Annotated in this window: 23 protein-coding genes; 7 read left to right on the forward strand and 16 right to left on the reverse strand. The window is 71.0% G+C overall.

Annotated elements, in window-relative coordinates; all coding sequences use genetic code 11:
* Window positions 1-48 precede the first annotated feature (48 nt).
* The 9 genes from ACFY3C_RS22915 to ACFY3C_RS22955 all read right to left on the reverse strand — a co-directional run bounded on the left by ACFY3C_RS22915 (window position 49) and on the right by ACFY3C_RS22955 (window position 10,742).
* Window positions 49-1,863 carry a chitinase gene (locus ACFY3C_RS22915; protein WP_390772049.1) on the reverse strand — a complete coding sequence of 605 codons (1,815 nt, stop codon included), beginning with the start codon at window positions 1,861-1,863 and terminating at the stop codon, window positions 49-51.
* A 69-nt stretch (window positions 1,864-1,932) separates the two neighbouring features.
* The gene (locus tag ACFY3C_RS22920; RefSeq protein ID WP_390772050.1) at window positions 1,933-2,397 is read right to left on the reverse strand and encodes a hypothetical protein; all 465 of its coding nucleotides are present in this window, start codon (window positions 2,395-2,397) and stop codon (window positions 1,933-1,935) included.
* 122 nt (window positions 2,398-2,519) lie between these two features.
* On the reverse strand, window positions 2,520-3,428 hold the full coding sequence (locus ACFY3C_RS22925; protein WP_390772051.1) for a hypothetical protein: 909 nt from the start codon (window positions 3,426-3,428) through the stop codon (window positions 2,520-2,522).
* Window positions 3,429-3,563: 135 nt separating this feature from the next.
* Window positions 3,564-4,994 carry an NAD(P)/FAD-dependent oxidoreductase gene (locus tag ACFY3C_RS22930; protein ID WP_390772052.1) on the reverse strand — a complete coding sequence of 477 codons (1,431 nt, stop codon included), beginning with the start codon at window positions 4,992-4,994 and terminating at the stop codon, window positions 3,564-3,566.
* Window positions 4,995-5,016: 22 nt separating this feature from the next.
* Window positions 5,017-5,814 carry an ABC transporter permease gene (locus tag ACFY3C_RS22935; RefSeq protein ID WP_386576429.1) on the reverse strand — a complete coding sequence of 266 codons (798 nt, stop codon included), beginning with the start codon at window positions 5,812-5,814 and terminating at the stop codon, window positions 5,017-5,019.
* On the reverse strand, window positions 5,815-6,744 hold the full coding sequence (locus tag ACFY3C_RS22940; protein ID WP_386576430.1) for an ABC transporter permease: 930 nt from the start codon (window positions 6,742-6,744) through the stop codon (window positions 5,815-5,817). It abuts the gene before it with no gap.
* Between the two features lie 2 nt (window positions 6,745-6,746).
* Complete coding sequence (locus ACFY3C_RS22945; protein WP_390772053.1) at window positions 6,747-7,910, reverse strand: ABC transporter ATP-binding protein; 1,164 nt, start codon at window positions 7,908-7,910, stop codon at window positions 6,747-6,749.
* Complete coding sequence (locus ACFY3C_RS22950; RefSeq protein WP_390772054.1) at window positions 7,907-9,154, reverse strand: PotD/PotF family extracellular solute-binding protein; 1,248 nt, start codon at window positions 9,152-9,154, stop codon at window positions 7,907-7,909. The genes ACFY3C_RS22945 and ACFY3C_RS22950 overlap by 4 nt, the downstream gene beginning before the upstream one ends.
* A gap of 52 nt (window positions 9,155-9,206) precedes the next feature.
* The gene (locus tag ACFY3C_RS22955; RefSeq protein ID WP_386576433.1) at window positions 9,207-10,742 is read right to left on the reverse strand and encodes a gamma-aminobutyraldehyde dehydrogenase; all 1,536 of its coding nucleotides are present in this window, start codon (window positions 10,740-10,742) and stop codon (window positions 9,207-9,209) included.
* Between the two features lie 210 nt (window positions 10,743-10,952).
* Here ACFY3C_RS22955 and ACFY3C_RS22960 point away from each other — a divergent pair, with 210 nt between their 5' ends.
* Window positions 10,953-11,510 (forward strand): NADAR family protein, encoded by a 558-nt coding sequence (locus ACFY3C_RS22960; RefSeq protein ID WP_386576434.1) that lies wholly within the window; start codon window positions 10,953-10,955, stop codon window positions 11,508-11,510.
* Between the two features lie 59 nt (window positions 11,511-11,569).
* On the opposite strand, the gene ACFY3C_RS22965 is transcribed toward ACFY3C_RS22960, so the two are convergent.
* Complete coding sequence (locus ACFY3C_RS22965; RefSeq protein ID WP_386576435.1) at window positions 11,570-12,373, reverse strand: DUF4190 domain-containing protein; 804 nt, start codon at window positions 12,371-12,373, stop codon at window positions 11,570-11,572.
* Window positions 12,374-12,636: 263 nt separating this feature from the next.
* Here ACFY3C_RS22965 and ACFY3C_RS22970 point away from each other — a divergent pair, with 263 nt between their 5' ends.
* Both ACFY3C_RS22970 and ACFY3C_RS22975 read left to right on the forward strand, forming a co-directional pair.
* Entirely contained in the window at window positions 12,637-13,758 is a 1,122-nt protein-coding gene (locus tag ACFY3C_RS22970) for an adenosine deaminase (protein WP_386576436.1), read from the forward strand.
* A 42-nt stretch (window positions 13,759-13,800) separates the two neighbouring features.
* Window positions 13,801-14,502, forward strand: a complete 702-nt coding sequence (locus tag ACFY3C_RS22975) for a glycerophosphodiester phosphodiesterase (protein WP_390772055.1) — start codon at window positions 13,801-13,803, stop codon at window positions 14,500-14,502.
* Here ACFY3C_RS22975 and ACFY3C_RS22980 read toward each other — a convergent pair.
* Complete coding sequence (locus tag ACFY3C_RS22980; protein WP_390772056.1) at window positions 14,484-16,166, reverse strand: RNA polymerase sigma factor; 1,683 nt, start codon at window positions 16,164-16,166, stop codon at window positions 14,484-14,486. The two genes, ACFY3C_RS22975 and ACFY3C_RS22980, sit on opposite strands and share 19 nt — an antisense overlap.
* Window positions 16,167-16,447: 281 nt before the next feature.
* Between ACFY3C_RS22980 and ACFY3C_RS22985 the strand changes: the two genes are divergently transcribed.
* Window positions 16,448-17,617 (forward strand): serine hydrolase domain-containing protein, encoded by a 1,170-nt coding sequence (locus tag ACFY3C_RS22985; protein WP_390772057.1) that lies wholly within the window; start codon window positions 16,448-16,450, stop codon window positions 17,615-17,617.
* Here the strand turns inward: ACFY3C_RS22985 and ACFY3C_RS22990 are convergent.
* Entirely contained in the window at window positions 17,595-18,104 is a 510-nt protein-coding gene (locus ACFY3C_RS22990) for a hypothetical protein (protein ID WP_390772058.1), read from the reverse strand. The genes ACFY3C_RS22985 and ACFY3C_RS22990 overlap by 23 nt on opposite strands.
* Window positions 18,105-18,447: 343 nt before the next feature.
* Here ACFY3C_RS22990 and ACFY3C_RS22995 point away from each other — a divergent pair, with 343 nt between their 5' ends.
* A complete protein-coding gene (locus ACFY3C_RS22995) occupies window positions 18,448-18,909 on the forward strand; it encodes a cyclic nucleotide-binding domain-containing protein (protein WP_390772059.1) in 462 nt (153 codons plus the stop codon).
* Between the two features lie 30 nt (window positions 18,910-18,939).
* Here ACFY3C_RS22995 and ACFY3C_RS23000 read toward each other — a convergent pair whose 3' ends face one another.
* Window positions 18,940-19,611 (reverse strand): CBS domain-containing protein, encoded by a 672-nt coding sequence (locus ACFY3C_RS23000; protein ID WP_389182473.1) that lies wholly within the window; start codon window positions 19,609-19,611, stop codon window positions 18,940-18,942.
* Window positions 19,612-19,716: 105 nt separating this feature from the next.
* Window positions 19,717-21,462: a GAF domain-containing protein gene (locus ACFY3C_RS23005; protein WP_390772060.1), complete on the reverse strand. Its 1,746-nt coding sequence runs from the start codon at window positions 21,460-21,462 to the stop codon at window positions 19,717-19,719.
* 289 nt (window positions 21,463-21,751) lie between these two features.
* Between ACFY3C_RS23005 and ACFY3C_RS23010 the strand changes: the two genes are divergently transcribed.
* Window positions 21,752-22,210, forward strand: a complete 459-nt coding sequence (locus ACFY3C_RS23010; protein WP_390772061.1) for a pyridoxamine 5'-phosphate oxidase family protein — start codon at window positions 21,752-21,754, stop codon at window positions 22,208-22,210.
* Window positions 22,211-22,298: 88 nt separating this feature from the next.
* On the opposite strand, the gene ACFY3C_RS23015 is transcribed toward ACFY3C_RS23010, so the two are convergent.
* Both ACFY3C_RS23015 and ACFY3C_RS23020 read right to left on the reverse strand, forming a co-directional pair.
* The gene (locus tag ACFY3C_RS23015) at window positions 22,299-22,973 is read right to left on the reverse strand and encodes a helix-turn-helix domain-containing protein (protein ID WP_386576659.1); all 675 of its coding nucleotides are present in this window, start codon (window positions 22,971-22,973) and stop codon (window positions 22,299-22,301) included.
* A 33-nt stretch (window positions 22,974-23,006) separates the two neighbouring features.
* Complete coding sequence (locus ACFY3C_RS23020; RefSeq protein WP_390772062.1) at window positions 23,007-23,912, reverse strand: universal stress protein; 906 nt, start codon at window positions 23,910-23,912, stop codon at window positions 23,007-23,009.
* A 219-nt stretch (window positions 23,913-24,131) separates the two neighbouring features.
* On the opposite strand from ACFY3C_RS23020, the gene ACFY3C_RS23025 reads away from it, so the two are divergent.
* Window positions 24,132-25,841: a SulP family inorganic anion transporter gene (locus ACFY3C_RS23025; RefSeq protein ID WP_390772063.1), complete on the forward strand. Its 1,710-nt coding sequence runs from the start codon at window positions 24,132-24,134 to the stop codon at window positions 25,839-25,841.
* Window positions 25,842-25,869: the final 28 nt, after the last annotated feature.

Below are 25,869 nucleotides of genomic sequence, written 5' to 3' on the forward strand. Positions count from 1 at the left end.
CCGGCTGGTGCCTGAGCACGGTGCTGCTGACCACCCTGTCCTTCGTGGTCAGCCGAAGTAGGCGTCGAAGTTCTTCTGGAACTCCCAGTTGGAGTAGCGGTCCCAGTTCACCGACCATGTCATCAAACCCCGAAGAGCGGGCCAGGTCCCGTGGGTCGGATACGAGCCGCAGTTCGTCTTCTTCGTCAGGCAGTCCAGGATCTTGGTGACCTCGGACGGGGCCACGTACCCGTTGCCCGCGTTCGTCGACGCCGGCATGCCGATCGCCACCTGGTCCGGGCGCAGCGGCGGGAAGACGTTGTTCGCGTCGCCCGCGACCGGGAAGCCGGCGAGCAGCATGTCGGTCATGGCGATGTGGAAGTCGGCGCCGCCCATGGAGTGGTACTGGTTGTCGAGGCCCATGATCGGGCCGGAGTTGTAGTCCTGGACGTGCAGCAGCGTGAGGTCGTCCCGGAGTGCGTAGATCACCGGGAGGTACGCCCCGCATCGCGGGTCCTGGCCGCCCCACTTTCCGGTGCCGTAGTACTGGTAGCCCATCTGGACGAAGAAGGTCTCCGGGGCCATCGTCAGCACGAACTTCGAGCCGTACCTGGCCTTCAGGGTCTTCAGGGCCGAGATGAGGTTGACGATCACGGGCGTGGTCGGATTCTTGAAGTCCGTGTCGTTCGCGTTCAGGGACAGCGAGTGGCCCTCGAAGTCGATGTCCAGGCCGTCGAGGCCGTAGGTGTCGATGATGTTCGAGACCGAGGAGACGAAGGCGTCGCGGGCCGCCGTGGTCGTCAGCTGGACCTGGCCGTTCTGGCCGCCGATCGAGATCAGCACCTTCTTGCCGGCCGCCTGCTTGGCCTTGATCGCCGCCTTGAAGTCGGCGTCGCTCTCGACGTTCGGGCACTCGGTGACCGGGCAGCGGTTGAAGCGGATGTCACCGGAGCCGGCCGAGGTGGGCTCGCCGAACGCGAGGTCGATGACGTCCCAGCTGTCGGGTACGTCGGCCATGCGCATGTAGCCGGAGCCGTTCGCGAAACTGGCGTGAAGGTAGCCGACCAGGGCGTGCGCGGGCAGGTCGGTCGAGCCGCCGCCGGTGCCTGCCGTGGTCGTCGCGGTCACCGCGGCGGACTTGGCGGACTCGCCCGCGTCGTTGCTCGCGGTGACCTGGAAGCTGTACGCCGTCGAGGGCGCGAGTCCGGTGACGGTGGCCGAAGTGCCGCTCGCCGTCTGGACCTTGACCCCGTCGCGGTAGACGGCGTAACTCGTGGCGCCGGGCGCCGCCGACCAGGACAGGGCGACGGAGGAGGAGGTGACCGTGCCGGTTCTGAGGCCAGTGGGGGCAGCGGGTGGCTGTCCGGTGCTCGCGCCCGGGCCGACCAGGGAGATGTCGTCGGCGTAGTAGGCGCCGGTGCCGTACCAGCCGTGGGTGTAGAGGGTGACCTTCGTCGTGGCGGCACCGGTGGTGAAAGTGGTGGTCAGCTTCTGCCAGTCGGGGGCGGACTGGGTCCAGGTGGAGACGTCGGTGGTGCCGGTGCCGTTCGCGCCGAGGTAGACGTAGGAGCCGCGGACGTAACCGGACAGCGTGTACTGGGCGTTCGGCTGGACGGTCACCGTCTGCGCGCACTGGGCGTTGTCGCTGCCGGCCGGGGTCGCCTGCAACGCGGAACTCCCGCTGTGCACAGGTGAGGTGACCGTCGTTGCGGCCGTGCAGGTCCAGCCGTCGAGGCCGGACTCGAAGCCGCCGTTCCTCGCGAGGTCGGCGTCGGCCGCACGGGCGGCCGACGAGAGCGCGGTGATCCCGGGTACGGCCAGCAGTGCGGCCGTGAGCAGGGCGAGGACGGATCTGGGGCGTCTGGCGCGTCGGGCGCGGTCCACAAGGGCCTCCGGTGAAGGGGGAGTTGGAGGGGTGGAGCGCACTCAACTTGGTCCAGACCAATCCTCTTGTCAAGGTGTCCGGGTGTTACCCCTCCCCCTGGCCAGCCCGGCCGCCGCTTCATGCATCGCCAGTTCCAGCAGCGCCGGGTCGGTCAGCGTGCCGGAGCCGTCCGGCGGTACCAGCCAGCGCACGCCCTGTGTCGCCCGGCCCGGGTACGGCACGACGATCCAGGTACCGGCTCCGGCGGTACGGATGCCGGTGCCGAGCCAGCGGGCCGCGGTGCCCGGCGGCACGAAGAAGCCGACCCGGTTGTCACCGAAGGCGACCAGGACCGGGCCGGGTCGATCGAGCACCCGGGTGAGCACATCGAGCGTGGGACAGCCGAGTTCACCCGGCAGGACCAGCACGTCCCAGGCCTTGCCGGCGGGCAGCAGCGCGATCCCGAGAGGGTTGCGCTCCCATTCCCAGCGACAGGCCTCGGGGTCCGGTGCGACGGATGCCAGCCACTCGACCGCCGTCTTCGCCCCTGTCATGAGGAGGCCTCCCTCTCTCTCGTGGACGCCTTCGCGTCACGAGGGAGAGGGAGGCCCGACGGCGATCATTACGCGGATTCCGACTCCGCTCTGGAGTGACCTGGGTCACATTCTCTGAGGCGTCATCCCTCGGCCGGGGCGACGTCACCGGCACCGGGGTCAACACCGGGATCCGGCTGCGGCTGGTCCTGCTGAGGCTGGTCCTGCGGGGCCTGGTCCTGCTGAGGCTCGTCCTGCGGGGCCTGGTCTTGCTGAGGCTGGTCCTGCGGGGCCTGATCCTGCGGGGCCTGATCTTCCTCCGTCTGCCCCTGCTGCTGATCCTGCTGCGGCTGCTCGTCCTCCGCCTGGCCCGGCTGCTGGTCCTGCTGAGGCTGGTCCTGCGGGGCCTGGTCCTGCTGAGGCTGGTCCTGCTGAGGCTGGTCCTGCGGGGCCTGGTCCTGCTGAGGCTGGTCCTGCGGGGCCTGGTCCTGCTGCGGCTGGTCCTGCTGAGTCGTGTCGGTCTTGTCGGTGTCCTTGTTCTCGTCCTTCTTCTCGTCCTTCTTCTCGTCCTTCTTCTCGTCCTTCCGCTCGTCCCTCTTCTCCGACTCGGCCTTGTCCCAGTCCGACTTTCCGGGCTCCTTCTTCCAGTGGTCCTGGTCGTGCACGTCCCAGTGGTGGTCGTGGGGGTGGTGCCAGAAGTAGTGGAAGTTGTCGTAGGAGTCCCAGAAGTAGTACCGGCGATGCTCGACCAGCACGAAGAAGCAGTTGTGGTGGTCGTCCCAGTAGAACTTGTGGTTGTCGACCCAGCAGTAGAACTTGTGGTGCTTCTTCCAGTGGGACTTGTGGTGCTTGTCCCAGCAGTAGAGCTTGTGCCCGCCGTGCTCCTGGACGCCCTTGCCGACCGTCGGCGCCTGCGGCATCGGGGCCGCCGTGGCGGTCGCGGCGGGCAGGACGGCACCTCCGGCGACGGCCGCGGCCGAGGCGATCGCCGCCGCGAGGCCCATACGGCGCTTGGAACGGAAATCGTCGTTCTTGCGGATGACGCGAGTCATGATTCTCTCCTGCTCCTGCTGAAAGGGATCCGCGCTTCTCGGTGCGCACTTCCAGTAGGCGGGAATCGCCCCGCAGGGTCACGCTCCGAGAATTCGGGACTTGACGCAGGAGAGAATCACGCGTAAAAGCCGGGCTCAGCTGTCGAAGCCCAGCCCCAGTCGATCCATCGTCCGCAGCCACAGGTTGCGGCGGCCGCCGTGCGCGTCCGCGCGGGCCAGCGACCACTTCGTCAGGGCGATACCGGTCCAGGCGAAGGGCTCCGGCGGGAACGGCAGCGGCTTCCTGCGGACCATCTCCAGCTCGGTCCGCTCGGTGCGCTCCCCGTCCAGCAGGTCCAGCATCACGTCGGCGCCGAAGCGGGTGGCGCCGACGCCGAGGCCGGTGTAGCCCGCCGCGTACGCCACCTTCCCCTGGTGGGCCGTGCCGAAGAACGCCGAGAAGCGGGAGCAGGTGTCGATCGCGCCGCCCCAGGCGTGGCTGAAGCGGACGCCCTCCAGCTGCGGGAAGCAGGAGAAGAAGTGCCCCGCGAGCTTGGCGTACGTCTCCGGACGGTCGTCGTACTCGGCGCGCACCCGGCCGCCGTAGTGGTGGATCGCGTCGTAGCCGCCCCACAGGATCCGGTTGTCGGCGGACAGCCGGAAGTAGTGGAACTGGTTCGCCGAGTCCCCGAGGCCCTGGCGGTTCTTCCAGCCGATCGAGGCCAACTGGTCGGCACTCAGCGGCTCGGTCATCAGCGCGTAGTCGTAGACCGGGACGGTGTACGAGCGCACGCGCCGCAGCAGGCTCGGGAAGATGTTCGTGCCGAGCGCGACCCTGCGGGCCCGGACGGAGCCGTACGGCGTGCGTACGGCCATGCCGGCGCCGTACTGCTTCAGGGAGAGGGCGGGCGTGTGCTCGTACACGCGCACCCCCAGCCTGACGCACGCCTGCTTCAGGCCCCAGGCCAGCTTGGCCGGGTGCAGCATGGCCACGCCCCGGCGGTCCCACAGGCCGGCCTCGAAGGTGGGCGAGTTGACCTGCTCGCGCACGGCGTCGGTGTCGAGGAACTCGATGCCGTCGGCGAGGCCCTTCTCCGCCAGCTCCCGGTGCCAGTCGCGCAGCTCCCAGGCCTGGTAGGTCTCGGTGGCCACGTCGATCTCGCCGGTGCGCTCGAAGTCGCAGTCGATGCCGTGCCGGGCGACCGCAGCCTCGATCTCGTCGAGGTTGCGCCGGCCCAGCTCCTCCAGCCGGTTGATCTCGTCCGGCCAGCGGGCCAGACCGTTGGGCAGGCCGTGCGTGAGGGAGGCGGCGCAGAAGCCGCCGTTGCGGCCGGAGGCGGCCCAGCCCACCTCGCGGCCTTCCAGCAGCACCACATCGCGTTGCGGGTCGCGCTCCTTGGCGTTGAGCGCCGTCCACAGTCCGCTGTAGCCGCCGCCGACGACCAGCAGGTCGCAGGTCTCGGTGCCGGTGAGGGCGGGCGCGGGGTGTGGCTTGCCGGGGTCTTCCAGCCAGTACGGGACCGGCTGGGCTTCGGAAAGAGAGGAGATCCAGTTGTGTTTACCACGACTCATGGCGCTTGGGGCCATGATTTCAACTCCCTACAGGGCTTTACGCCTTTTGCTTACGGCGGTTGGTGACGAGCATCGAGACCAGGACGAACAGCACGGCGACGAGGAACATGGCCGTACCGATGACGTTGATCTGAACGGGGGTTCCGCGCTGCGCCGAACCCCACACGAACATGGGGAAGGTGACGGTCGAGCCGGCGTTGAAATTGGTGATGATGAAATCGTCGAAGGAGAGCGCGAAGGACAGCAGCGCGCCCGCGGCGATTCCGGGTGCCGCGATCGGCAGGGTGACCCGCAGGAAGGTCTGCGCCGGGCCGGCGTACAGGTCCCGGGCGGCCTCCTCCAGACGCGGGTCCATCGACATCACACGCGCCTTGACCGCGGTGACGACGAAGCTGAGGCAGAACATGATGTGCGCGATCAGGATCGTCATGAAGCCGAGCTGGGCGCCCATGTTGAGGAACAGGGTGAGCAGCGAGGCCGCCATGACGACCTCGGGCATCGCCATCGGCAGGAAGATCAGCGAGTTGACGGCGCCGCGGGCGCGGAAGCGGTAGCGGACCAGCGCGAAGGCGATCATCGTGCCGAGGACCGAGGCGCCGATCGTCGCCCATACGGCGATCTGGAGGCTGATGGACAGCGAGCCGCACATGTCGGCGACGCCGCACGGGTCCTTCCAGGCGTCCGTGGAGAACTGCTGCCACTCGTAGTTGAAGCGCCCCTTCGGCTTGTTGAAGGAGAACACCGTCACGATGATGTTCGGCAGCAGCAGATAGGAGAGCGTCAGCAGTCCCGCGATGACGACGAGATGGCGCTTGAGCCAGGTGACGAAGGGCATTTAGACCAGATCCTCCGTCCCGGAGCGGCGGATGTAGACCGTGACCATGAACAGGATCGCGGCCATGAGGATGAAGGACAGGGCGGCCGCCGTCGGATAGTCCAGAATGCGCAGGAACTGCGTCTGGATGACGTTGCCGATCATGCGGGTGTCGGTCGAGCCGAGGAGTTCGGCGTTGACGTAGTCACCGGCCGCCGGGATGAAGGTCAGCAGCGTGCCGGAGACCACGCCCGGCATCGACAGTGGGAAGGTCACCTTGCGGAAGGTGGTCCACGGCTTGGCGTACAGGTCGCCGGCCGCCTCGTGCAGTCGCCCGTCGATCCGCTCCAGCGAGGTGTAGAGCGGAAGGATCATGAACGGCAGGAAGTTGTACGTCAGACCGCACACCACCGCGAGTGGCGTGGCGAGGACGCGGTCGCCGGCCGTCCAGCCGAGGAAACTGGTGAGGTCCAGGATGTGCAGCGAGTTCAGGGTGTGCACGACCGGGCCGTTGTCCGCGAGGATCGTCTTCCAGGCCAGGGTCCGGATCAGGAAGCTGGTGAAGAACGGCGCGATCACCAGGATCATGATCAGGTTGCGCCAGCGGCCCGCGCGGAAGGCGATCAGATACGCCAGCGGGTAGCCGAGCAGCAGGCACAGGACGGTCGCCGCGGCCGCGTAGAACACGGACCGCAGGAACTGCGGCCAGTACTCGGCCAGGGCGTCCCAGTAGGTCGCGAAGTGCCAGGTGACCTTGTAGCCCTCCTCCAGGGAGCCCGTCTGCACGGACGTGGAGGCCTGGTAGATCATCGGCAGCGCGAAGAAGACGACCAGCCACAGGATGCCGGGCAGCAGCAGCCAGTAGGGCGTGAACCGGCCGCGCTTGCGCGGCGCCTGCTTCGCCGGCTCGGCGGGAGCGAGAGGCGGGGGTGCCTCGGTGAGGGTCGACATGTCTATGCGGCCTCTTCCTCGACGGTCTCCACGCCGGCGTCGATGTCCTGGGCCGCGTCCAGGCCGAAGGTGTGGGCCGGGCTCCAGTGCAGGACGACGTCGGCACCGGGGACGAGCCGGCCGTCGCGCTCGACGTTCTGGACGTAGACCGCGAACTCGTCGCAGACCGGGGTGTCGATCACGTACTGCGTGGAGACGCCGATGAAGCTGGCGTCGGCGATCTTGCCGGTGACGCGGTTGCGGCCCTCGGGTATGGAGCCGGCGTCGTCGGCGTGGGTGAGCGCGATCTTCTCGGGGCGGATGCCGACCAGCACCTTGCCGCCGGTCGTCGTCCGCGCGGAACAGCGCGCCTCGGGCAGCACCAGCTTGCCGCCGCCCGCCTTCAGCACGATGTCGTCGCCGTTCTTCGTGTCGACCTCGGCCTCGATCAGGTTCGAGGTGCCGAGGAAGTTCGCGACGAAGGTGGTCTGCGGGTTCTCGTACAGGTCGTCGGGCGAGCCGAGCTGCTCGACGCGGCCCGCGTTCATCACGGCGACCGTGTCGGCCATGGTCATGGCCTCCTCCTGGTCGTGCGTGACGTGGATGAAGGTGATGCCGACCTCGGTCTGGATGCGCTTGAGCTCCAGCTGCATCTGGCGGCGCAGCTTCAGGTCGAGGGCGCCGAGCGGCTCGTCGAGGAGGAGCACCTTCGGGTGGTTGATCAGCGCCCGGGCCACCGCGACGCGCTGCTGCTGGCCACCGGAGAGCTGGTGCGGCTTCTTGCGCGCCTGCTCGCCGAGCTGGACAAGATCCAGCATCTCCTCCACCTGCTTCTTCACGCTCTTGATGCCGCGCCGACGCAGACCGAAGGCGACGTTCTCGAAGATGTCCAGGTGCGGGAAGAGGGCGTAGGACTGGAAGACCGTGTTGACCGGCCGTTTGTACGGCGGCAGGTGGGTGACCTCCTGGTCACCGAGGTACACGGTGCCGCTGGTCGGCTCCTCCAGGCCCGCGATCATGCGCAGGGTGGTCGTCTTGCCGCAGCCGGAGGCGCCGAGCAGGGCGAAGAAGGAGCCCTGCGGCACGGTCAGGTCCAGCGGGTGTACGGCGGTGAAGGAGCCGTAGGTCTTGCCGATACCAGTGAGGCGGACGTCGCCGCTGCTGTCTGTCGTCTTCATCGTCGTCACGCCCCTGTGAGCTTCGCGAACTTCTCTTCGTAGGCCGTCTCTTCCTTCTGGCTCAGGGAGCGGAAGGCGTGGGACTTCGCCTGCATGGCCTTGTCGGGAACGATCAGCGGGTTGTTCGCCGCATCCTTGTCGATCTTCGCAAGGTAGGGCTTCACCCCGTCGACCGGAGTCACATAGTTGATGTAGGCGGCGAGCGCGGCGGCCTGCTCGGGCTCGTAGTAGAAGTCGATCAGCCGCTCGGCGTTCGTCTTGTGACGTGCCTTGTTGGGGACGCACATGTTGTCGGTCGACGTCATGTAGCCGCTGTCTGGGATGATGAAGTCCACGTCGGGGCTGTCCGCCTTGAGCTGGACGACGTCGCCGGCCCAGGCGACGCAGGCCGCGAAGTCGCCCTTGGTCAGGTCGGACGTGTAGTCGTTGCCGGTGAAGCGGCGGATCTGGCCCTTGTCGACGGCCTTCTGCAGCCGGGCGATCACCGCGTCGAAGTCGTCGTCGGTGAAGTTCGCCGGGTCCTTGCCCATGTCGAGCAGGGTCATGCCGATGCTGTCGCGCATCTCCGAGAGGAAGCCGACACGGCCCTTGAGCTTCGGGTTGTCGAGCAGGTCGGAGATCGACTTCACCTCGATGCCGTCGAGCGCCTTCTTGTTGTAGGCGATGACCGTCGAGATGCCCTGCCAGGGGTACGAGTACGCCCGTCCCGGGTCCCAGTCGGGGTTGCGGAACTGGGCCGACAGGTTGCTGTAGGCGTGCGGCAGGTTGGACGGGTCCAGTTTCTGGACCCAGCCGAGGCGGATCAGCCGGGCCGCCAGCCAGTCGGTGAGGACGATGATGTCGCGGCCGGTGTCCTGGCCCGCGGCGAGCTGCGGCTTGATCTTGCCGAAGAACTCGTTGTTGTCGTTGATGTCCTCGGTGTACTTGACCGCGATGCCGGTCCGCTTGCGGAAGGTGTCGAGCGTCGGGTGGTTCTTGCCCTTGTCGTCGACGTCGATGTACTCGGTCCAGTTGGAGAAGTTGACGACCTTCTCCTTGGCCGAGTGGTCCTGTGCGGACGTGCCGCCCTGCGTCTTGCCCGCCGCGGGGATCCCGCAGGCGCTCAGCGCCCCGAGTCCGCCGACCGTGAGCGCGCCGCCCGCGGAGGCGCGCAGCAGCGACCGGCGGGTCATCGCCGCCCGGCCGTTACGCAGGCTGCGCCGCATGGCGGCCACTTGGGCCGGGGTCAGGCGTTCGGGCTCGTACTGCTCCATGCGCGTGGTGCCCTTTCGGGAGGGATCGGCCTGGTCACTGGCCTGGTCTTCTCTAGCGGTCCCCGAAGATGGTGCGGTGCCAGTCCTTCCTCGCCACCGCGGTGTTGTCGAACATTACGTGCTTGACCTGCGTGTACTCCTCGAATGAGTACGCAGACATGTCCTTGCCGAAGCCGGACGCCTTGTAGCCGCCGTGCGGCATCTCACTGATGATCGGGATGTGGTCGTTGATCCACACACAGCCCGCCTTGATCTCGCGGGTGGCGCGGTTCGCCCGGTAGACGTTGCTGCTCCAGGCGGAGGCGGCGAGGCCGTACGGGGTGTCGTTGGCCAGCCGGATTCCCTCATCATCGCTGTCGAACGGCAGTACGACCAAGACCGGACCGAAGATCTCGGACTGGACGATCTCGCTGTCCTGGGTCGCGTCGGCGACGAGGGTGGGCCGGTAGTAGGCGCCGTCCTTGAGGTCCCCCTGCGGGGCCTCGCCCCCGGCCACCACGCGCGCGTAGGCACGCGCCCGGTCCACGAAGCCGGCGACCCGGTCGCGCTGGGTGTGCGAGATGAGGGGGCCGAGGTCGGTGCCGGGAGCGAACGGGTCCCCGAGCCGTACGGTCTCCATCAGCGCGGCCGTCTGCTCCACGAAGGCCTCGTAGAGCGGTCGCTGCACGTACGCGCGCGTGGCGGCCGTGCAGTCCTGCCCGGTGTTGATGAGCGCGCCCGCGACGGCGCCGTTGACGGCGGCCTCCAGGTCGGCGTCGTCGAAGACCACGAAGGGAGCCTTGCCGCCCAGCTCCAGGTGGAGGCGCTTGACGGTGGCGGTGGCGATCTCGGCGACCCGCTTGCCGACGGCGGTGGACCCGGTGAAGGAGGTCATGGCCACGTCGGGATGCCCGACGAGGTGCTCACCGGCCTCCTTGCCGGCGCCCGTGACGATGTTGATGACGCCGTCCGGGATGCCCGCGTCCGTGGCGGCCTGGGCGAACATCAGCGAGGTCAGCGGGGTCAGCTCGGCGGGCTTGAGCACGATGGTGTTGCCCGCGGCGATCGCCGGAAGGATCTTCCAGGCGGCCATCTGGAGGGGGTAGTTCCAGGGCGCGATCGACCCGACGACACCGATGGGCTCGCGCCGGATGTACGACGTGTGGTCGCCCGAGTACTCACCGGCCGACTGCCCCTGCAGATGCCGGGCAGCGCCCGCGAAGAACGCGATGTTGTCGATGGTCCCGGGTACGTCGAACTCGCGGGTCAGCTTCAGCGGCTTGCCGCACTGCAGGGACTCGGCACGCGCGAAGTCCTCGGCACGCTCCGCGAGCACGGCGGCGAACCGGTGCAGGGCGTCGGAGCGCTCGCCCGGGGTGGTGGCGGCCCAGCCCGGGAACGCCTCACGCGCGGCGGCCACGGCGGCGTCGACGTCGTCGGTGCCGGCCAGTTCGTAGGTGTACACCTCCTCGCCGGTGGCGGGGTCGACCACGGCGTGGGTACGGCCCGAGGTGCCCTTCGTCAGGCGGCCCGCGATGAACTGCGCGCCGTCCGCGAAGCGCTCCTCGGCCGGAAATCGTTCCGGGGTGGCGGTGCCCGGGTTGTGCATGTCGCTCTCCTCCGCCGTTTGCCCTGTCCCGGGGGGTGGGTGGCGTAGCTCCAGCTCGATTTGAGTGCCGATCCTGACAGAGCAATAGGACTCCAACAAGTGATTCCGTTGTTGAATTTTGGTTACGCGACGGAATCTGTCGGCCGAGGTGTCGAGTCGGAACGGAAAAGGGCGGACGGAGTGTCAGTGGTGCGTGCCACACTCGCGTGCATGGGGAAGATCGACGGGGTGGAAGCCCTGATCAGGGAAGTCAGGGCAGGGGCCCGCATCAAGTACCTCCAGTTCTGGGGGCACCGTCCGCGGCCGGACGGCCGGCTCGGGGCGAGCTGCCTCAGCCAGTGGTGGCCGTCACCCTTCGTGGTGGACGGTGTGGAATACGCGACGGCCGAGCACTGGATGATGGCCGGCAAGGCGCGGCTGTTCGGCGACGAGGAGGCGGAGCGCCGGGTGCTGGCCGCGGGGCATCCCGCCGAGGCCAAGAAGGCGGGACGGCTGGTCCGCGACTTCGACGAGGCGATATGGGAGCGGGAGCGCTTCCGGATCGTGGTCGAGGGCAGCGTCCACAAGTTCGGGTCGGACGAAGACCTCCGGGCGTTCCTGCTGAACACCGGCGACCGCGTCCTGGTGGAGGCGAGCCCCGTGGACCGCGTATGGGGCATCGGCCTCGCCGCGGACGACGAGGCGGCCTCGGACCCCGAGCGCTGGCGCGGGCCGAACCTGCTGGGCTTCGCGCTGATGGAGGCACGGGAGCGGCTGACGGGGGCGTGACCCTGCGGGGCTTCGGCGGGGGGTGAGGGGGCCGGGGCGGCGGAGCGGTCGTCGGGCGGTCAGCGGTCGTAGACCGCGATGAGGAACGCGAAGAAGCCCAGTACCAGGACGATGCCGGCGGCACCGCAGATGATCCCGGCCAGGGCCACGCCGGGGTTGGTGGCCTCGCCCCGGCGGGCCTTGCCGCGGCCCAGGGCGCCGAGGACCACGGCCAGGACACCCATCACCAGGGCCAGCGGCCACGCGCAGAACCCGACCGTCGCCAGGATGCCCAGCACCAGGGAGGCCGTGCCCATGCCGTTGTTCGGCTGCGGCTGCAGGCCCGGCCAGCCGTAGCCGCCCGCCGCGGGGTAGGACGGGATGCCTGGTCCGCCGTAGCCCGGCTGCGGCTGCTGGGCCGGGTAGCCGTACGGCAGCTGTCCGGGGCCGTCGGGGGACAGGGGCGGCGGGGGTACGGGGGCCGTCTCCTGGGGCTGGTGCGGGGATGCCATGGGCGGCCCGTACGGGTTGCCGGGGGCGGCCGGAGAGGCGTAGGGGGTCGCCGGGTGGCCGGCCGAGGGGGCAGCAGCGGGCGGAGCGAACGGGTTCGCCGGGGGTGCGAACGGGTTCACCGGGGCGCCACCGGGCGGCACGGCGGCCGGGGGTGCGAAGGGGTTCGCCGGGGCTCCGGCGGGCGGCGCGGAGGCCGGAGGGGCGTACGGATCGGCCGGGCTGGCCCACGCCGGGGGGACCGCGTCTGCAGGGGCGTCCGGGGTGGGGAGGGAGGCGATCGTCTGCTGGTCGTGGACCGAGGGGTGCGGTGGCTGTGCCGGGGTTCCCGGCGCACCGAAGAAGACCGTGTCACCGGCTCCCTGCCCGCTCACCGGAGAAGCGGACGGACCTGTGCTCACGGGCTGCGCCGCTCCCGGCTGCGCATCGGCAGGCTCCGCTTCCGCCGCCCGCCCGGGCGCCTCTCGCTCCCCGCTCCCCTTGTTCAGGGAAACCCGAGGCGACTCGGCCCCGTCCCCGGCGCCGTGCTCTTGTGGCGTCGGCTGTGGCACCTCGTCGGACATCGCTCGGGCCCCCCTGTGATCGTCGTCCCATCATGTTACGGCGCGGGTCCGGCAGCCGCGGGGCGGGGCCTACGATGATCCCGATTCATCGATCAGCCGATCACCCGCGCCCGGACGACAGACCTCGCTCCGCGGGCGCCGTTCCCGGGGAGGAACCCTTGACCGACCGCGATCTGCACGCCTTCATCGCCGGACTGCCCAAGGCCGAACTGCACGTGCACCACGTCGGCTCCGCCTCCCCCCGCATCGTCTCGGAACTGGCCGCCCGCCACCCCGACTCCAAGGTCCCCACCGACCCCGAGGCGCTGGTCGACTACTTCACGTTCACGGACTTCGCGCACTTCATCGACGTGTACCTGTCCGTCGTGGACCTGATCCGCACCCCGGAGGACGTCAGGCTGCTGACCTTCGAGGTGGCCCGCGACCTGGCCCGCCAGCAGGTGCGCTACGCCGAGCTGACCATCACCCCGTTCTCCTCGACCCGGCGCGGCATCGACGAGCTGGCCTTCATGGCCGCGATCGAGGACGCGCGCAAGGCGGCCGAGGCCGAGTTCGGCACCGTGCTGCGCTGGTGCTTCGACATCCCCGGCGAGGCCGGTCTGCGGTCCGCCGAGGAGACCGCCCGCCTCGCCACCGACGACCGGATCCGCCCGGAGGGCCTGGTGTCGTTCGGGCTCGGCGGGCCCGAGATCGGTGTGCCCCGGCCGCAGTTCAAGCCGTTCTTCGACCAGGCCATCGCCGCCGGCCTGCACTCCGTCCCGCACGCCGGGGAGACCACCGGCCCGGAGACGGTGTGGGACGCGCTGACCGAGCTGCGCGCCGAGCGGATCGGGCACGGCACCAGCTCGGCGCAGGACCCCGAGCTGCTGGCCCACCTCGCCGAGCACCGCATCGCGCTGGAGGTCTGCCCGACCTCCAACATCGCCACCCGCGCGGTCCGCACCCTGGACGAGCACCCGCTCAAGGAGTTCGCCCGGGCCGGCGTGCTGGTCACGATCAACTCCGACGACCCGCCGATGTTCGGCACCGACCTCAACAACGAGTACGCGGTGGCCGCCCGCCTCCTCGACCTCGACGAGCGGGGCCTCGCCGACCTCGCGAAGAACGCCGTGGAGGCGTCCTTCCTGGACGCGGCGGGCAAGGCCCGGATCGCGGCGGAGATCGACACGTACACCACCACGTGGCTCGCCCCCTGATCCCTGCGCGGTGACCGTCGCGCGATGGTCACAATGGGGGCCATGCAGACCGTGACCGCCGTGGCCCACCGCGGCGCCCCCTACCACTTCCGCGAGAACACCCTCGACTCGCTGCGTTCCGCGCTCGACCTGGGCGCGGACGCGGTCGAGATCGACGTACGCCTCACCCGCGACGGCGTCCCCGTGCTGCTGCACGACGAGACGCTGAAGCGGCTGTGGGAGCACGACCGCCCCCTGCGCTCGCTGTCGGCGGACGAGGTGCGCGGGCTCACGGCGGACGGGGTGCCGACACTGGCGCAGGCGCTGGCAGCGACCGGTGACAGCCGGGTGATGCTGGACCTGTGCGGGCGGGTCGACCGCCGGACCGTGCGGCAGGTGATGGACGTGGTCCGGCAGAGCGGGGCCCGGGAGCGCGTGTACTACTGCGCGCACGCCGAGGCCATGCTCGCCGTCCGCGCCGCCGACCCGGCTGCCGAGATCGCCCTGACCTGGACGACCCTGGCCCCGCCCCGGCCGGCGCTGCTGGAGGTGGTGCGCCCGCGCTGGCTCAACTACCGCTTCTCCCTGGTCGACCGGGACCTCGCGGCCCGCGTCCACCGCGACGGACACCTGCTGTCCGTGTGGACCCCGGACACCCGCCGCTCCATGCGCCGTCTCCTCGACCTGGGCGTCGACTCCATCACCACGAACCGCGTCGACGCCCTGCACGCCCTGCGCAACGGCGGCTACACGCGCGAGCGCTGAGGGACCGTCGCCGGGTCCGTGGGGGTGGAGCGGGTGACGTACTGCGGGACGGGTGCCGAGTCCAAGCCGTCGTCGCGGACCAGGCCGTAGCGGATGGCGCCCTGCGCGGGGCCGGTGATGACGTCCTGGTGCACCGCCTGCCAGCTGGACGGGAAGACGATGAGGCCGTAGTCGCAGCCGCGTTCGTCCTGGGTGAGGGCGACCGTGCCGTCCAGGTAGAAGTACTCGTTCTGCCACATCTGCTGGGTCCCGGCGGGCAGCACCGCGTAGCCGATGGTGGGGCCGCCCATGCCGGTGGCGTAGCCGTCGGGGCTGCCGGTGAGGGGGTCGTCCATCCGGCGGCCGCCGCCCGAGGCGACGTGGAACAGCTTGCCCCGCAGCCCGGTCCAGGCCGGCATGACCAGCGCGCCGGGCCGGGATTTGGGCGAGATCTGCCAGCGGACCTGGACATAGCCCCGGCCGCTGAGCGTGACGCTCTCCCCGCGGTGCTGCATCACGGCCTTGGCGCCGCCGGTGCTGGTGATGCCGGTCTCGGGCCGGTGGGGCAGGGCGGCCGGGGGCGTGTCCGGGCCGGGTGCCCGGTCGACGCCGTCGACGACCGTGCCGTAGACCGCCTTCCGCCCGGTCGGTGAGGGTGTGGGTGAGGGCGAGGCCGACCGGGGCGGGGAGGCCGAGGTGACGGACGGCCGGACGGCCGTGCGATCCGCGGTGGGCGTGGGTGCCGTGCGTGCGGGGGGTGCGTCGGGGGTGTGTACGGCGACGTAGGCGCCGCCCGCGACGAGCGTAGCGCCGGCCGTCACGGCCACGGCGGGCTTGGCCAGGACGCCCAGCACCTTCGCGGACCAGCCGGCGCCGGTGGCCGCGGCCGCCGTCTTGCCGCCGAACGCCAGCGGCAGGGTGAACCCGGCCGGTACCGGTACCAGGGCGATCCCGACGATGAGCCGCTCGGCCGGTACGACGGGTTCGCGGGCGTCGCCGCAGTAGCCGCAGCCCCGGATGTGCCGGGCCAGCCGCTTGCGCCACACCGAGTCGGGCCGGCCGTGCCAGCGGACGGTCACTTCGCGCAGTTCGGGGCAGGCGCCGGCGAGGGCCCGGACGATGCCCCGGGAGGTCTCCAGACGCTCCTTCAACCGCTGGACGCGGACGGCGGCGTGCTGCCTGCTGATGCCGACGGCGGCCGCCAGCTCGCGCCGGGTCAGCTCGCCGGCCACCTCCAGCCACCACAGCGACAGCAGCTGCCGGTCCTCGGCGTCCAGCCAGCGCGCGGCCTCCGCGACCTCGCGCCGCTGTCCCTCCAGCTGGAGCCGCAGCACGGAGAGTTCGGCGAAGTCGGCGGTGTCCTGCGGGGCGTCCTCGGCCTGCATCCGAGCCTTGCCGCGGCGCGCCCGGTCCCGTATCTGCCGCATGGCGATGGCGATGAGCCAGGACCGGAAGCTGTCCGGGTCGCGGAGGGTGCCGAGGTTGTCGACGGCGCGGAGCATGGTCTCCTGGACGACGTCGTCGACGTCGGCGTGGCCGTTCAGGGCGCGGCCGACGACGTTGTAGACCAGCGGCAGCCAGCCCGCCAGCAGCTCCTCCAGAGCCCGCCGGTCACCGGCCTGCGCGGCCGCCACGGTGGCGCGCCACTTTCGCCCGTCCAGCTCCGCCCTCGTGCCCGCGTTCATGCCCGCACCCTCTCAGCCGGGACCGGGCCGCCTGCAATGTCGGGGATCACACCGTGGAGACGCAGCGGGCGGCCGGTGGATAACACTTTTTGCGGCGCTCCAGGGAGCTGCCCCTGAGGGACGACCCTGACAACACCCCCGGATTTCCCTTCGGTTGGCCGGGGGCCGGTCAGGGTCGGCGCCCTCCTCGGCGACGATCCGGTGGGCGCCACGGGGCCCGAGGATGATCACGAACCCCAAGACACGAGCCCCAAGAGACGATCTCCTCAAGGAGCATCCGCATGCGTCTGCGCAGCCGCAGCACCGTCATCGCCGCCTCCCTCGCCCTGGCCCTCGCCGCCGGCCCGCTGGTGGCGCCCGCCTTCGCCGCGCCGGCCACGGTGACCGCGCGAACGACGAAGCCGGTCCCGGATCCCGGGGCCCTGGAGGCCGCGCTCGCCGGGCTGCCCGACGCCGACGCGACCGCCGCGCTCGTCCGGGTCGGCGGCACCGACGGCACCTGGCGGGGCAGCGCGGGCGTGCACGATCTGGCGAGCGGGCGGGCGGCGGACCCGAACGCCCGGTTCCGGGCCGGTTCCACGACGAAGGTGGTGACGGCGGCGACCGTGCTGAAGCTGGCGGCCGAGGGCCGGGTCGACCTGGACACGCCCGTCCAGCACTACCTGCCCGGGCTGCTCACCCCGGCCTTCAAGCCCATCTCCGTACGGCAGTTGCTGAACCACACCAGCGGCATCAAGGCGGGCGACGGCTGGGGCGACGCCTTCGCGGACCAGTACGCCCACCGCTTCGACACGATCACCCCGGAACAGGTGGTGGCCTCGGCGGTGGCGAAGGGGCCGGAGTTCGACCCCGGTGACCAGCAGGACTACCTGAACATCAACTACACGATCCTCGGGATGCTGATCGAGAAGGTGACGGGACACTCGTACGAGCACGAGGCGTACCGGCTGGTGCTGCGCCCGGCCGGTATGCACCACACCTGCTTCCCCGGCTCCGACCCCGTGCTCCACGGCCCGCACAACCACGGCTACCAGCTGGTGAAGGACGCCGACGGGACCACGCGGTTCGTGGACGTCAGCGACTGGAACCAGGCCGACCGCTGGGCGGCGGGCGACATGATCTCCACGACCGCCGACCTGGAGCGGCTGATCACGGCACTGTTCCAGGGCCGGATCGTGCGCGAGCCGCAGCTGCAGGAGATGTTCACGGTGCCGGCGAACATCACCGGCGCCACCTACAGCGCCGGTCTCCAGCGGTTCGAGTACAAGAAGACGGTGTACTGGCTCAAGTCCGGCGCCCGCTACGGATACAGCACGGCGATCGCCGCCACCCAGAACCTGAGCCGTACCCTCGTCTACTCGGTCGGCTCCACGGACGCCAAGGGCGAGTCGGCGAACCCGGTCGCCCAGCGCATCGTCATGGCCACCCTCAAGCAGCAGCCGGAGCGCTGAGCGCCTCAAGCCGCTTGATCTTCTGCCGTACGACATACAGCGGGACGACTCCGAACACCCCGAACGACATGTCGATCAGTGACCACCAGAAGGGGATTCCCCGGATCGGTCCGCAGATCAGGGCGAGCGGGATGATCCCCGCGCAGGCGATCATCCCGAACTCCACGACCCAGATGTTGCGGACCGGGTCGCGGTAGGGCCCGTAGAAGGCGACCGCGATGACGAGGTGCGCGAACGCCAGCCAGTCCGTGCCGTACAGCACGAAGGGGTACTTGGCGTCGACGGCGTCGAGCCCGTCCCGCACCCGCGAGATCCACTCCATGAACCCCGGCAGCAGCTCGGGCACGGACAGCGCCCGCAACCCGCTCTCCGTCCACCGGAGTTCGTGCACCAGCGGAAAGGCGGTGGCCCCGCTGAGCACAAGACACACGACGAAGGTGACCAACCAGACGCGAATGCCCTTCAGCAGGGCGGCTCTGTCGCTCATGCCAGGAGCGTACGCCTGCATTTGAACACGTTCAAAACTGCCCCCGGGGTATGTGTCAGATCCGGGCCTCTCGGCACTGGTGGACCGGCCGTTCCCGTGGTGTGCTGGAAGTGGCGGGAAGGACCCCTTGAAGACGCGGGGAAGCGGCTCGCGGCCGTGCACCGCGCAATCAGGATCCGCGAGAAGTGGATGGAGCCCTTCCCGCTCTTCATGGCGTCTCCCCCCCACCTCTCAGGGCCGCCGGCGTGGGCCGAAGGGCCCGGGGTCGGGTCCGGGCGGCCCGTGGTGCGGGGATCCCGGGTGGCACAGGGTGGGGTCAGACGCCACGAAGGGAGCTCGTCCGATGACGTCGGCCACGACCACCATGAACGCGGCCCTCCCCGCCGAACACCGTGAACGGCTGATGCGGGTCGCCCGTGAGGTGTCCTTCGCGGCCGGGACACGGCTGTTCGAGGAGGGCAGGCGCGCCGACCACTTCTGGATCGTGCGGACCGGCAGCGTGGCGCTCGACCTGCGGGTGCCCGGCCGCCGTCCCGCCGTCATCGAGTCGCTCGGGCACGGCGAACTGGTCGGCTGGTCCTGGCACTTCCCGCCGTACATCTGGCACCTGGGCGCGGAAGCGACGAGCCCGGTGCGGGCCTGGGAGTTCGACGCCGAGACGGTCCGGGAGATGTGCGCCGCCGATCCCGGGTTCGGGCGGGCGGTCGCGGTCTGGGTGGGCCGGGTGGCGGCTCAGCGCCTGCCCGCCTCCCGGGTCCGGCTGCTCGACCTCTACGCCCCGTACGGCAACGGTGGCCTGGTGTGACACCCGGTTCCGGGACGGTCGCCGCGGCAGTCACCCCCTGCTCTCGCTGACCCTGCTCTCGCTGAAGCCCGTCAGCGCGCAGCGCACGTCGACCACGCCCGGCACCGATCGCGCGAGCAGGATCGCGAGCGGTACGAGAACGGTGTCCTGGACCCGGCCGGTGAGCGTGACCACACCGTCGTGCACCTCGACCCGTACGGGTGCCGTCCGGGTACCGAAGAGCCGGGTGACGACCTCGCGGCCGACGTCCTCGGCGATGTCCTCGTCGTCCCGCAGGAACACCGTCAGCAGGTCGGAGCGGCTGACGATGCCCTTGAGGGCGCCTTCGTCGTCGACGACCGGCAGCCGCTTGACCCCGCTGCGGGCCATGACGCGCGCGGCTTGGGCGAGGGTCGCGTCCGGCGCCACGGTGACGGCCGGAGCGGTCATCAGCTCCTGCGCCGTCACCCCGTCCGCCTTGCGCAGGTCGGCGGGGTGCCGCTGCCCGTACCGGCCCGGGTCGCCCTCGCGGTACTCCTCCTTCGGCAGCAGGTCGGCCTCAGAGACCACGCCGACGACGCGTCCACCGCCGTCCAGCACCGGAAGGGCGCTCACGCGCCACTCCCGCATGGTCCGCACGATCTCCTTGAAGGCCGCTCCCGTGCGCAGGGCGACGACCGTGCGGGTCATCACGTCGTTCACGACGGTCGGAGTGCCGTACATGGCGTCCTCCAGGGTGCTCGGTCGGATTCCGTCCCGCGGCACCTCAAGCGTGCGGCCACGGACCCGGCTGTCGCATGGGCCGAGTGGTCCCACCCGGGGCCGGATTCAGCCGACCGCAGGCCCGCCGCCTACCGGGCGGGCCGGCAGCGGCACCCGCCACTCCAGCATGGCGCCGCCGCCCTCGGGGCTGGACACGACGAGGTGTCCGCCCAGCCGTTCCGCCCGCTCGGCCATGTTGCGCAGCCCGCTGCGGCGACCGCCGGGCGGGATGCCCACGCCGTTGTCCGCGACCGTCAGGAACACCTCGTGGCCGTCGGTCTTCAGGGCGACCTGGGCCCGGTCGGCGTGGGCGTGCCGGGCGATGTTGGTGAGAGCCTCGGAGAGCACGGCCACGACATGGTCGGCGACCTCGCGCGGCACGTCCGTGTCCAGCAGGCCTTCCATGCGCACGCTCGGGGCGAAGCCGAGCAGCGGGGCGGCCTCCCCCGCCGCGCGGACGACCCTGGCCCGCAGTCCGCTCCCGGCACCGCCCTCGCGCGCCCGCAGCCCGAAGATCGTCGACCGGATGATCTTGATGGTCTCGTCGAGGTCGTCGACGGCCCGCAGGACCCGCTCGGAGGCTTCCGGGTGCTCGATGAAACGGTTCGCGCTCTGCAGCGTCATACCGGTGGCGAACAGCCGCTGGATGGCCAGGTCGTGCAGGTCCCGGGCGATCCGGTCGCGGTCCTCCAGCACCGCGATCTGCTCGGCGTCCTGCCGCCGTTCGGCCAGCTCCATCGCGATCGCGGCCTGCGCGGCGAACCCCCGCAGCGTCTCGGTCTCGTTCTCCGAGAACGCCAGGCGGCCGGCCTCGCGCACCAGCAGGACCACACCCCGGGCACCGCCCTCCACCGTGCCGATGGGGACCGCGACCGCGGGGCCGAGTCCGGTGAACCGCGGGGCTTCCCCGGAGATCCGCGCGTCCTGGGTGACGTCGTCGGTGGCGACCGGAGCGAGGGTGGAGTACGCCAGTCCCATCAGGCTGTCGTGCAGCGGCAGCACCAGTCCCCGGTGCTCCTCCGCGTCCACTCCGACCGCGATCTCCACGGCGAGCGACTCGGTGTCCTCCATCGGCAGCGCGACCGCCGCGAGGGCCGAGTGCGTGATCTCCCGGGCGCGCTCGGCGATCAGGTTCAGGGCCTCGGAGCGTCCGCTGCCCGACAGCAGGCTGTGCGTGATCTCCGCGTTCGCCCGCAGCCAGCGCTCCCGCAGCCGCGAGTCCTCGTACAGGCGCGCGTTGTCGATGGCCACGCCGGCCGCCACGGCCAGCGTCGACAGCACCGACTCGTCCTCTTCGTCGAACTCCGCGCCGCCCCGCTTCTCGGTCAGGTACAGGTTGCCGAACACCTGGTCGCGGACCCGGATCGGGACGCCGAGGAAGCTGCTCATCGGGGGGTGGTTCGGCGGGAAGCCGTACGAGGCCGAGTGCGCGGAGAGCTTCGCGAGCCGGAGCGGCTCCGGGTGCCGGATCAGCTCGCCGAGGATGCCGTGGCCCGCCGGATGCGGCCCTATCGCGGCGATCTGCTGCTCGGTGACGCCCACCGTGTAAAAGCCGGACAGCCGTGTGTGGTCCGGTCCGATGACGCCGAGGGCGGCGTACTCCGCGTCCACGAGCGCCGCGGCCGCCGCCACGATGGAGTGCAGGACCTGCTCCAGGTCCAGCTCCCGGCCGACGGCGAGCACCGCCTCCAGCAGGCTGTGCACCCGGTCCCGGGTGCCGCGGGCCGCGTCGATCCGGGCCTGCAGCTCCTCCAGCAGCTCGTCGAGCTTCAGCTGCGGCAGTCGTACACGGGGCCCCTCGGGACTTGCCACCACGTTCCTCCAGGTCACCTGGGCCGGCACACCCGGACCTCCGGGTCCCCACCACCGTATCCGGCATCGGCCGGTCGTCTTCGGCCGACCGCCACCTGAGGACCTCCGGTCCCTCGACGGGGACCGATCGGCACTGGCCCCGGCGCCGGCGCACGGGCGACATTGGACACAGGAGCGGCACCGATCCCCCGCGGTGTCGCTCCGCCCGCATCACGTGCCGACGCCGATGCCGAGGCGGAGGCGGAGAGAAATGAGAAGCGAACGACGCACCCCACGAAGAAGTCCCGCCATGATCACTGACAAGGACCCGGCGTCGCACCGGCGCGTCGACCTCGACCGCGCCGAGGCCCTGCGGCTGCTGGGCAGCGTGTCCCTGGGAAGGGTCGTCTTCACCCGGCAGGCCCTGCCCACCGTCCGCCCGGTCAACCACGTCCTGGACGGCGGCGACATCGTCATCCGCACCCAGGAGGGCGCGGCCCTGACCTCCCAGGCCCGGCAGGCCGAGAGCCCCGGAGTCGTCGTCGCCTACGAGGCCGACGCCATCGACCCGGACACCCACCTCGGCTGGAGCGTGGTGGTCACGGGGTATGCGCAGGTGGTGACCGATGCGGACGAACTGGCCCGTATCCGGGGGCTGTTGCAGCCATGGGCGGCCCTGCCGGGGATGGACCACGCGGTGCGGATCCACCCCGATCTGGTCACGGGCATCCTGCTGACCGCGCGGGGCGACGCGCCGCAGGCCTGCTGACCGCGCGGGAGCACGGTGGAAGGCGACGCGCGTACGGTCGTACCCGCGTCGCCTTCCGCCGTACCGCCCCCTCCTCCTCACCCGGTGATCACGCGGTGATCCGGCGTCCGGTCACGGTGAACGGATCGATGCGCACCCACAGGCTGCGGGAGCCGCCGGCCCAGGGCGTGCTGTAGGCACGCTCCGTGAGCCGACGCACCTCCTGGGGGTCCGTGACCGCCTGCGCGGGGCCGCGGACCAGGACGCTCCAGCCCTGGCTGAACGCGTCGTCGATACGGTCGACCTCGAAGGCCACCTGGCAGCCCATGGCCAGGGCCGGCGTAGCCCCGCGTTCGGTCCGGAAGACGATCGCACCGTCCACGACGCTGTAGTTGACGGGCACGATCACCGGACCGGAGGCCGTGGTGATCGCGAGCCGCCCCACCCCGTGCGTCGCCAGCAGGGCCCGGCACTCGCCGGTGCGCAGCCTGGTGAACTTCGGTGCGGGCCCGGCGTGTCCGATACCGGGTGGCAGGTCGACGGTGCCGCCGGTGAGTTCGGCGACGGTCGTCTCCAGGGCCTTGGCCAGGATCATCAGCACGCCCGTGCCCGGCACGGCCCCGGGGTGCTCTTCCAAGTACCTGAGATAGCTGGCCGCCATCCCGGCACGCGCCGCCGTCTCCCCCCGGCTCAGGCCGAGTTGGATCCGTCGGGCGGCGAGCCTGCGGCCCAGGTCGCCCAGTGGCGCCTCCGTCGCCGTGTTCGCCCTCGTCTGCTCGTTCATGCTCATGACTTCTCCTCCTCGGGGCCGGCGGAGTCAGCCGTGCGCGACCACGGCGACGGGAGCGTCGACGTGGTGCAGGACGGCGTGGGTGACATGGCCGATGTGGGCGCCGAGCCGGCTGGTGCGGATGCGCCGGCCGACGACGACCAGGGAGGCGTCGCGGGAGGCCGCGACCAGGACCGGTGCGGCATTGCCGGCCCGGCTCGCCTCGGTCACTTCCACGTCCGGGAACTTGTGCCGCCAGGGGCGCACCACCTCGGTCAGGACGTCGGCCTCGCTCCGCGCGATCGATCCCCGCAGGTCGTAGCCGGCGGACAGGGCGTACGGCTCGGAGGGCGGCGGGTTCCAGGCGTGCACGATGCGCATCGGGGCCTTGCGGCGCGCGGCGGCGTCGAAGGCGAACTCGAGCAGTGTCTCGTCGGGGTCCCTGGTGTCGAGGCCGAGAACGACGGGCCGGAAGGGTGCCGCGGCCGAGGGCACGCCCGCCGGGTCCATCCGGTGCTCGTCGGCGGCCTGCTCGCCGGCCCTGACCAGCACCACGGGGCGTTCGACCCGGGCGATGACGGGCAGGCTGACCGAGCCGGTCATGAACCCGCCGAGCCCGCCGAGGCCCCGCGAGCCGAGCACCAGCAGCTCAGCGGCCTCCGCCGCCTCGCACAGCACGTCGGCCGGCATCCCGGTGCGCTGCTCGGCGGTCACGTCGAGACCGGGGTGGCGCAGCCGGATGCCCTCGGCGGACTCACGCGGAACCCGCTCGGTCCAGTACGGGTGGGTCTCCCATCCCAGCAGCTGCGCCTGGCCGATCAGCTCGGGCGCGGGCTCCCAGACATGGACGATCTTCAGAGGCAGGCCCCTCAGCACTGCTTCACGGGCCGCCCATTCCGCTGCGGCCCGGCTCTCGGGCGAGCCGTCGAGACCTACCGTGACCGGTCGGGTCATGCTCTCCACCTCCAGGGGCGAGGAATCACTTCCACCACGTCCACCGTCCTGCGTGCGGTGCCGCCGGAAGCAGGGGCCACTCGTCCCCGGCCGGGACCGACCGGCCCTGGAAGCGGGGGGCAGGCAGCCGCGAGGGTGATGGGGGGCGAGGGGCGCCCGTACGCCTCGCGTCGACTGGTGCCCCGGTGGATCCTGAGGGCGGACGGCGGAGGTCTACGCATGGCCAATGGACGGGCCGGGCGGGTTCCGGGGCTGCGCGGTCCCGTGCCCGGGCCCGGCGCACTCCTCGCCCGCCTGCGCAGCCGGCTCCGGGGCGACCTGCCCGCGGGCATGACGGTGGCCGCGTACCTCGTACCGCAGTGCATGGCGTACGCGGGCGTGGCCGGTCTGCCCCCGGTCACCGGACTCTGGGCGATCCTCCCGGCGCTCGGCGCCTACGCGCTGCTCGGCTCCTCACGCCTGCTGTCGGTCGGCCCGGAGTCCACGACGGCCCTGATGACGGCCACGGTAGTGGGCCCCCTGGCCGCCGGCGACCCGAGCCGCTACGCCTCGCTGGCGGCCGCCCTCGCCGTCACGGTCGGACTGCTGTGCCTGGCGGCCCGGGCGATCCGGCTGGGCTTCCTCGCGGACCTGCTCTCCCGCCCGGTCCTGGTCGGCTACCTCGCGGGCGTGGCCCTGATCATGGCGGTGGACCAGTTGCCCAGGCTCACCGGCGTGCGGACGAGCGGCACGGAGTTCTTCCCCCAGCTGTGGTCCTTCTTCACTCGTCTGGCAGACGCCCACCTGGCGACCGTGGCCCTCTCCGCCGCCGTACTGGTGTTCCTCTTCGCCGTCGCCCGCTTCTTCCCGGCGCTCCCCGGACCGCTGCTCGCCGTGGTCCTCGCCACGGTGGCCGTCGTGGTCTTCGACCTGGACGGCCGCTACGGCGTCGCGGTGATCGGCACCGTGCCCTCCGGCCTTCCGGACCTCGCGCTGCCGGATCTCTCCGAGGTGCCGGGCCTGGTGCTGCCCGCATTCGGTGTGCTGCTGGTCGCGTACACCGACATGGTCCTCACCGCGCGGGCGTTCGCGGACCGCAGCGACCAGAACGTGCTCGACGCCGACCGGGAGTTCCTCGCCCTGGGCGCCACCAACCTCGGCGCCGGTGTGCTGCACGGCTTCCCGGTCAGCAGCAGCGCCAGCCGTACGGCGCTCGCGTCCTCCGCGGGCGCCCGCAGCCAGCTGTACTCGCTGATCGCGGGGGCGGCGGTGCTGGCCGTCCTGCTGTTCCTCAGCCCCTTCCTGTCCCGCATGCCCTCCGCCGTGCTCGGCGCGCTCGTCGTCTACGCCGCCGCCCACATGATCGACCTCGCGGGCTTCCGCCGGCTCGCCTCCTTCCGGCGCCGCGAGCTGTTCCTCGCCCTGGGCTGCCTGGCGGGCGTGCTCGCCCTGGACATCCTGTACGGGGTGCTCGTGGCCGTCGGCCTGTCGATCGCCGAACTGCTGACCCGGGTGGCCCGGCCCCACGACGCGGTCGAGGGCCTGGTCCCCGGAGTGGCCGGCATGCACGACGTCGACGACTACCCGGAAGCGCGCACGGTCCCCGGTCTGCTCGTGTACCGCTATGACTCGCCCCTGTTCTTCGCCAACGCGGAGGACTTCCGGCGCCGGGCGCTGCAAGCCGTGGACGAACAGACCGAACCCGTCCGATGGTTCCTCCTCAACACCGAGGCCAACGTGGAGGTCGACATCACGGCCCTGGACGCCGTGGAGGACCTGCGCCAGGAGCTGACGGGCCGAGGCATCGTCTTCGCCCTCGCCCGGGTCAAACAGGACCTGCTGGACAAACTCAAGTCGTACGGCCTCGCGGAGTCCGTCGGCGCCGACCGCATCTTCCCGACGCTGCCCACGGCAGTGGCCGCGTACCGGGACTGGAGCCGCTCCCACTGAGCGAGTAGGGCCGGTCGGCCCTGGTGCG

The sequence above is a fragment of the Streptomyces sp. NPDC001410 genome, assembly GCF_042895235.1.
GTDB lineage: Bacteria > Actinomycetota > Actinomycetes > Streptomycetales > Streptomycetaceae > Streptomyces.

What these genes read in the sequence shown, in the direction of transcription:
- ACFY3C_RS22920 (WP_390772050.1), bottom strand. Translation starts at nt 2,397, where the DNA reads ATGACAGGGGCGAAGACGGCGGTCGAGTGGCTGGCATCCGTCGCACCG.
- ACFY3C_RS22925 (WP_390772051.1), bottom strand. Translation starts at nt 3,428, where the DNA reads ATGACTCGCGTCATCCGCAAGAACGACGATTTCCGTTCCAAGCGCCGT.
- ACFY3C_RS22930 (WP_390772052.1), bottom strand. Translation starts at nt 4,994, where the DNA reads ATGGCCCCAAGCGCCATGAGTCGTGGTAAACACAACTGGATCTCCTCT.
- ACFY3C_RS22935 (WP_386576429.1), bottom strand. Translation starts at nt 5,814, where the DNA reads ATGCCCTTCGTCACCTGGCTCAAGCGCCATCTCGTCGTCATCGCGGGA.
- ACFY3C_RS22940 (WP_386576430.1), bottom strand. Translation starts at nt 6,744, where the DNA reads ATGTCGACCCTCACCGAGGCACCCCCGCCTCTCGCTCCCGCCGAGCCG.
- ACFY3C_RS22950 (WP_390772054.1), bottom strand. Translation starts at nt 9,154, where the DNA reads ATGGAGCAGTACGAGCCCGAACGCCTGACCCCGGCCCAAGTGGCCGCC.
- ACFY3C_RS22955 (WP_386576433.1), bottom strand. Translation starts at nt 10,742, where the DNA reads ATGCACAACCCGGGCACCGCCACCCCGGAACGATTTCCGGCCGAGGAG.
- ACFY3C_RS22960 (WP_386576434.1), top strand. Translation starts at nt 10,953, where the DNA reads ATGGGGAAGATCGACGGGGTGGAAGCCCTGATCAGGGAAGTCAGGGCA.
- ACFY3C_RS22970 (WP_386576436.1), top strand. Translation starts at nt 12,637, where the DNA reads ATGATCCCGATTCATCGATCAGCCGATCACCCGCGCCCGGACGACAGA.
- ACFY3C_RS22975 (WP_390772055.1), top strand. Translation starts at nt 13,801, where the DNA reads ATGCAGACCGTGACCGCCGTGGCCCACCGCGGCGCCCCCTACCACTTC.
- ACFY3C_RS22980 (WP_390772056.1), bottom strand. Translation starts at nt 16,166, where the DNA reads ATGAACGCGGGCACGAGGGCGGAGCTGGACGGGCGAAAGTGGCGCGCC.
- ACFY3C_RS22985 (WP_390772057.1), top strand. Translation starts at nt 16,448, where the DNA reads ATGCGTCTGCGCAGCCGCAGCACCGTCATCGCCGCCTCCCTCGCCCTG.
- ACFY3C_RS22990 (WP_390772058.1), bottom strand. Translation starts at nt 18,104, where the DNA reads ATGAGCGACAGAGCCGCCCTGCTGAAGGGCATTCGCGTCTGGTTGGTC.
- ACFY3C_RS22995 (WP_390772059.1), top strand. Translation starts at nt 18,448, where the DNA reads ATGACGTCGGCCACGACCACCATGAACGCGGCCCTCCCCGCCGAACAC.
- ACFY3C_RS23000 (WP_389182473.1), bottom strand. Translation starts at nt 19,611, where the DNA reads ATGTACGGCACTCCGACCGTCGTGAACGACGTGATGACCCGCACGGTC.
- ACFY3C_RS23010 (WP_390772061.1), top strand. Translation starts at nt 21,752, where the DNA reads ATGATCACTGACAAGGACCCGGCGTCGCACCGGCGCGTCGACCTCGAC.
- ACFY3C_RS23015 (WP_386576659.1), bottom strand. Translation starts at nt 22,973, where the DNA reads ATGAACGAGCAGACGAGGGCGAACACGGCGACGGAGGCGCCACTGGGC.
- ACFY3C_RS23020 (WP_390772062.1), bottom strand. Translation starts at nt 23,912, where the DNA reads ATGACCCGACCGGTCACGGTAGGTCTCGACGGCTCGCCCGAGAGCCGG.
- ACFY3C_RS23025 (WP_390772063.1), top strand. Translation starts at nt 24,132, where the DNA reads ATGGCCAATGGACGGGCCGGGCGGGTTCCGGGGCTGCGCGGTCCCGTG.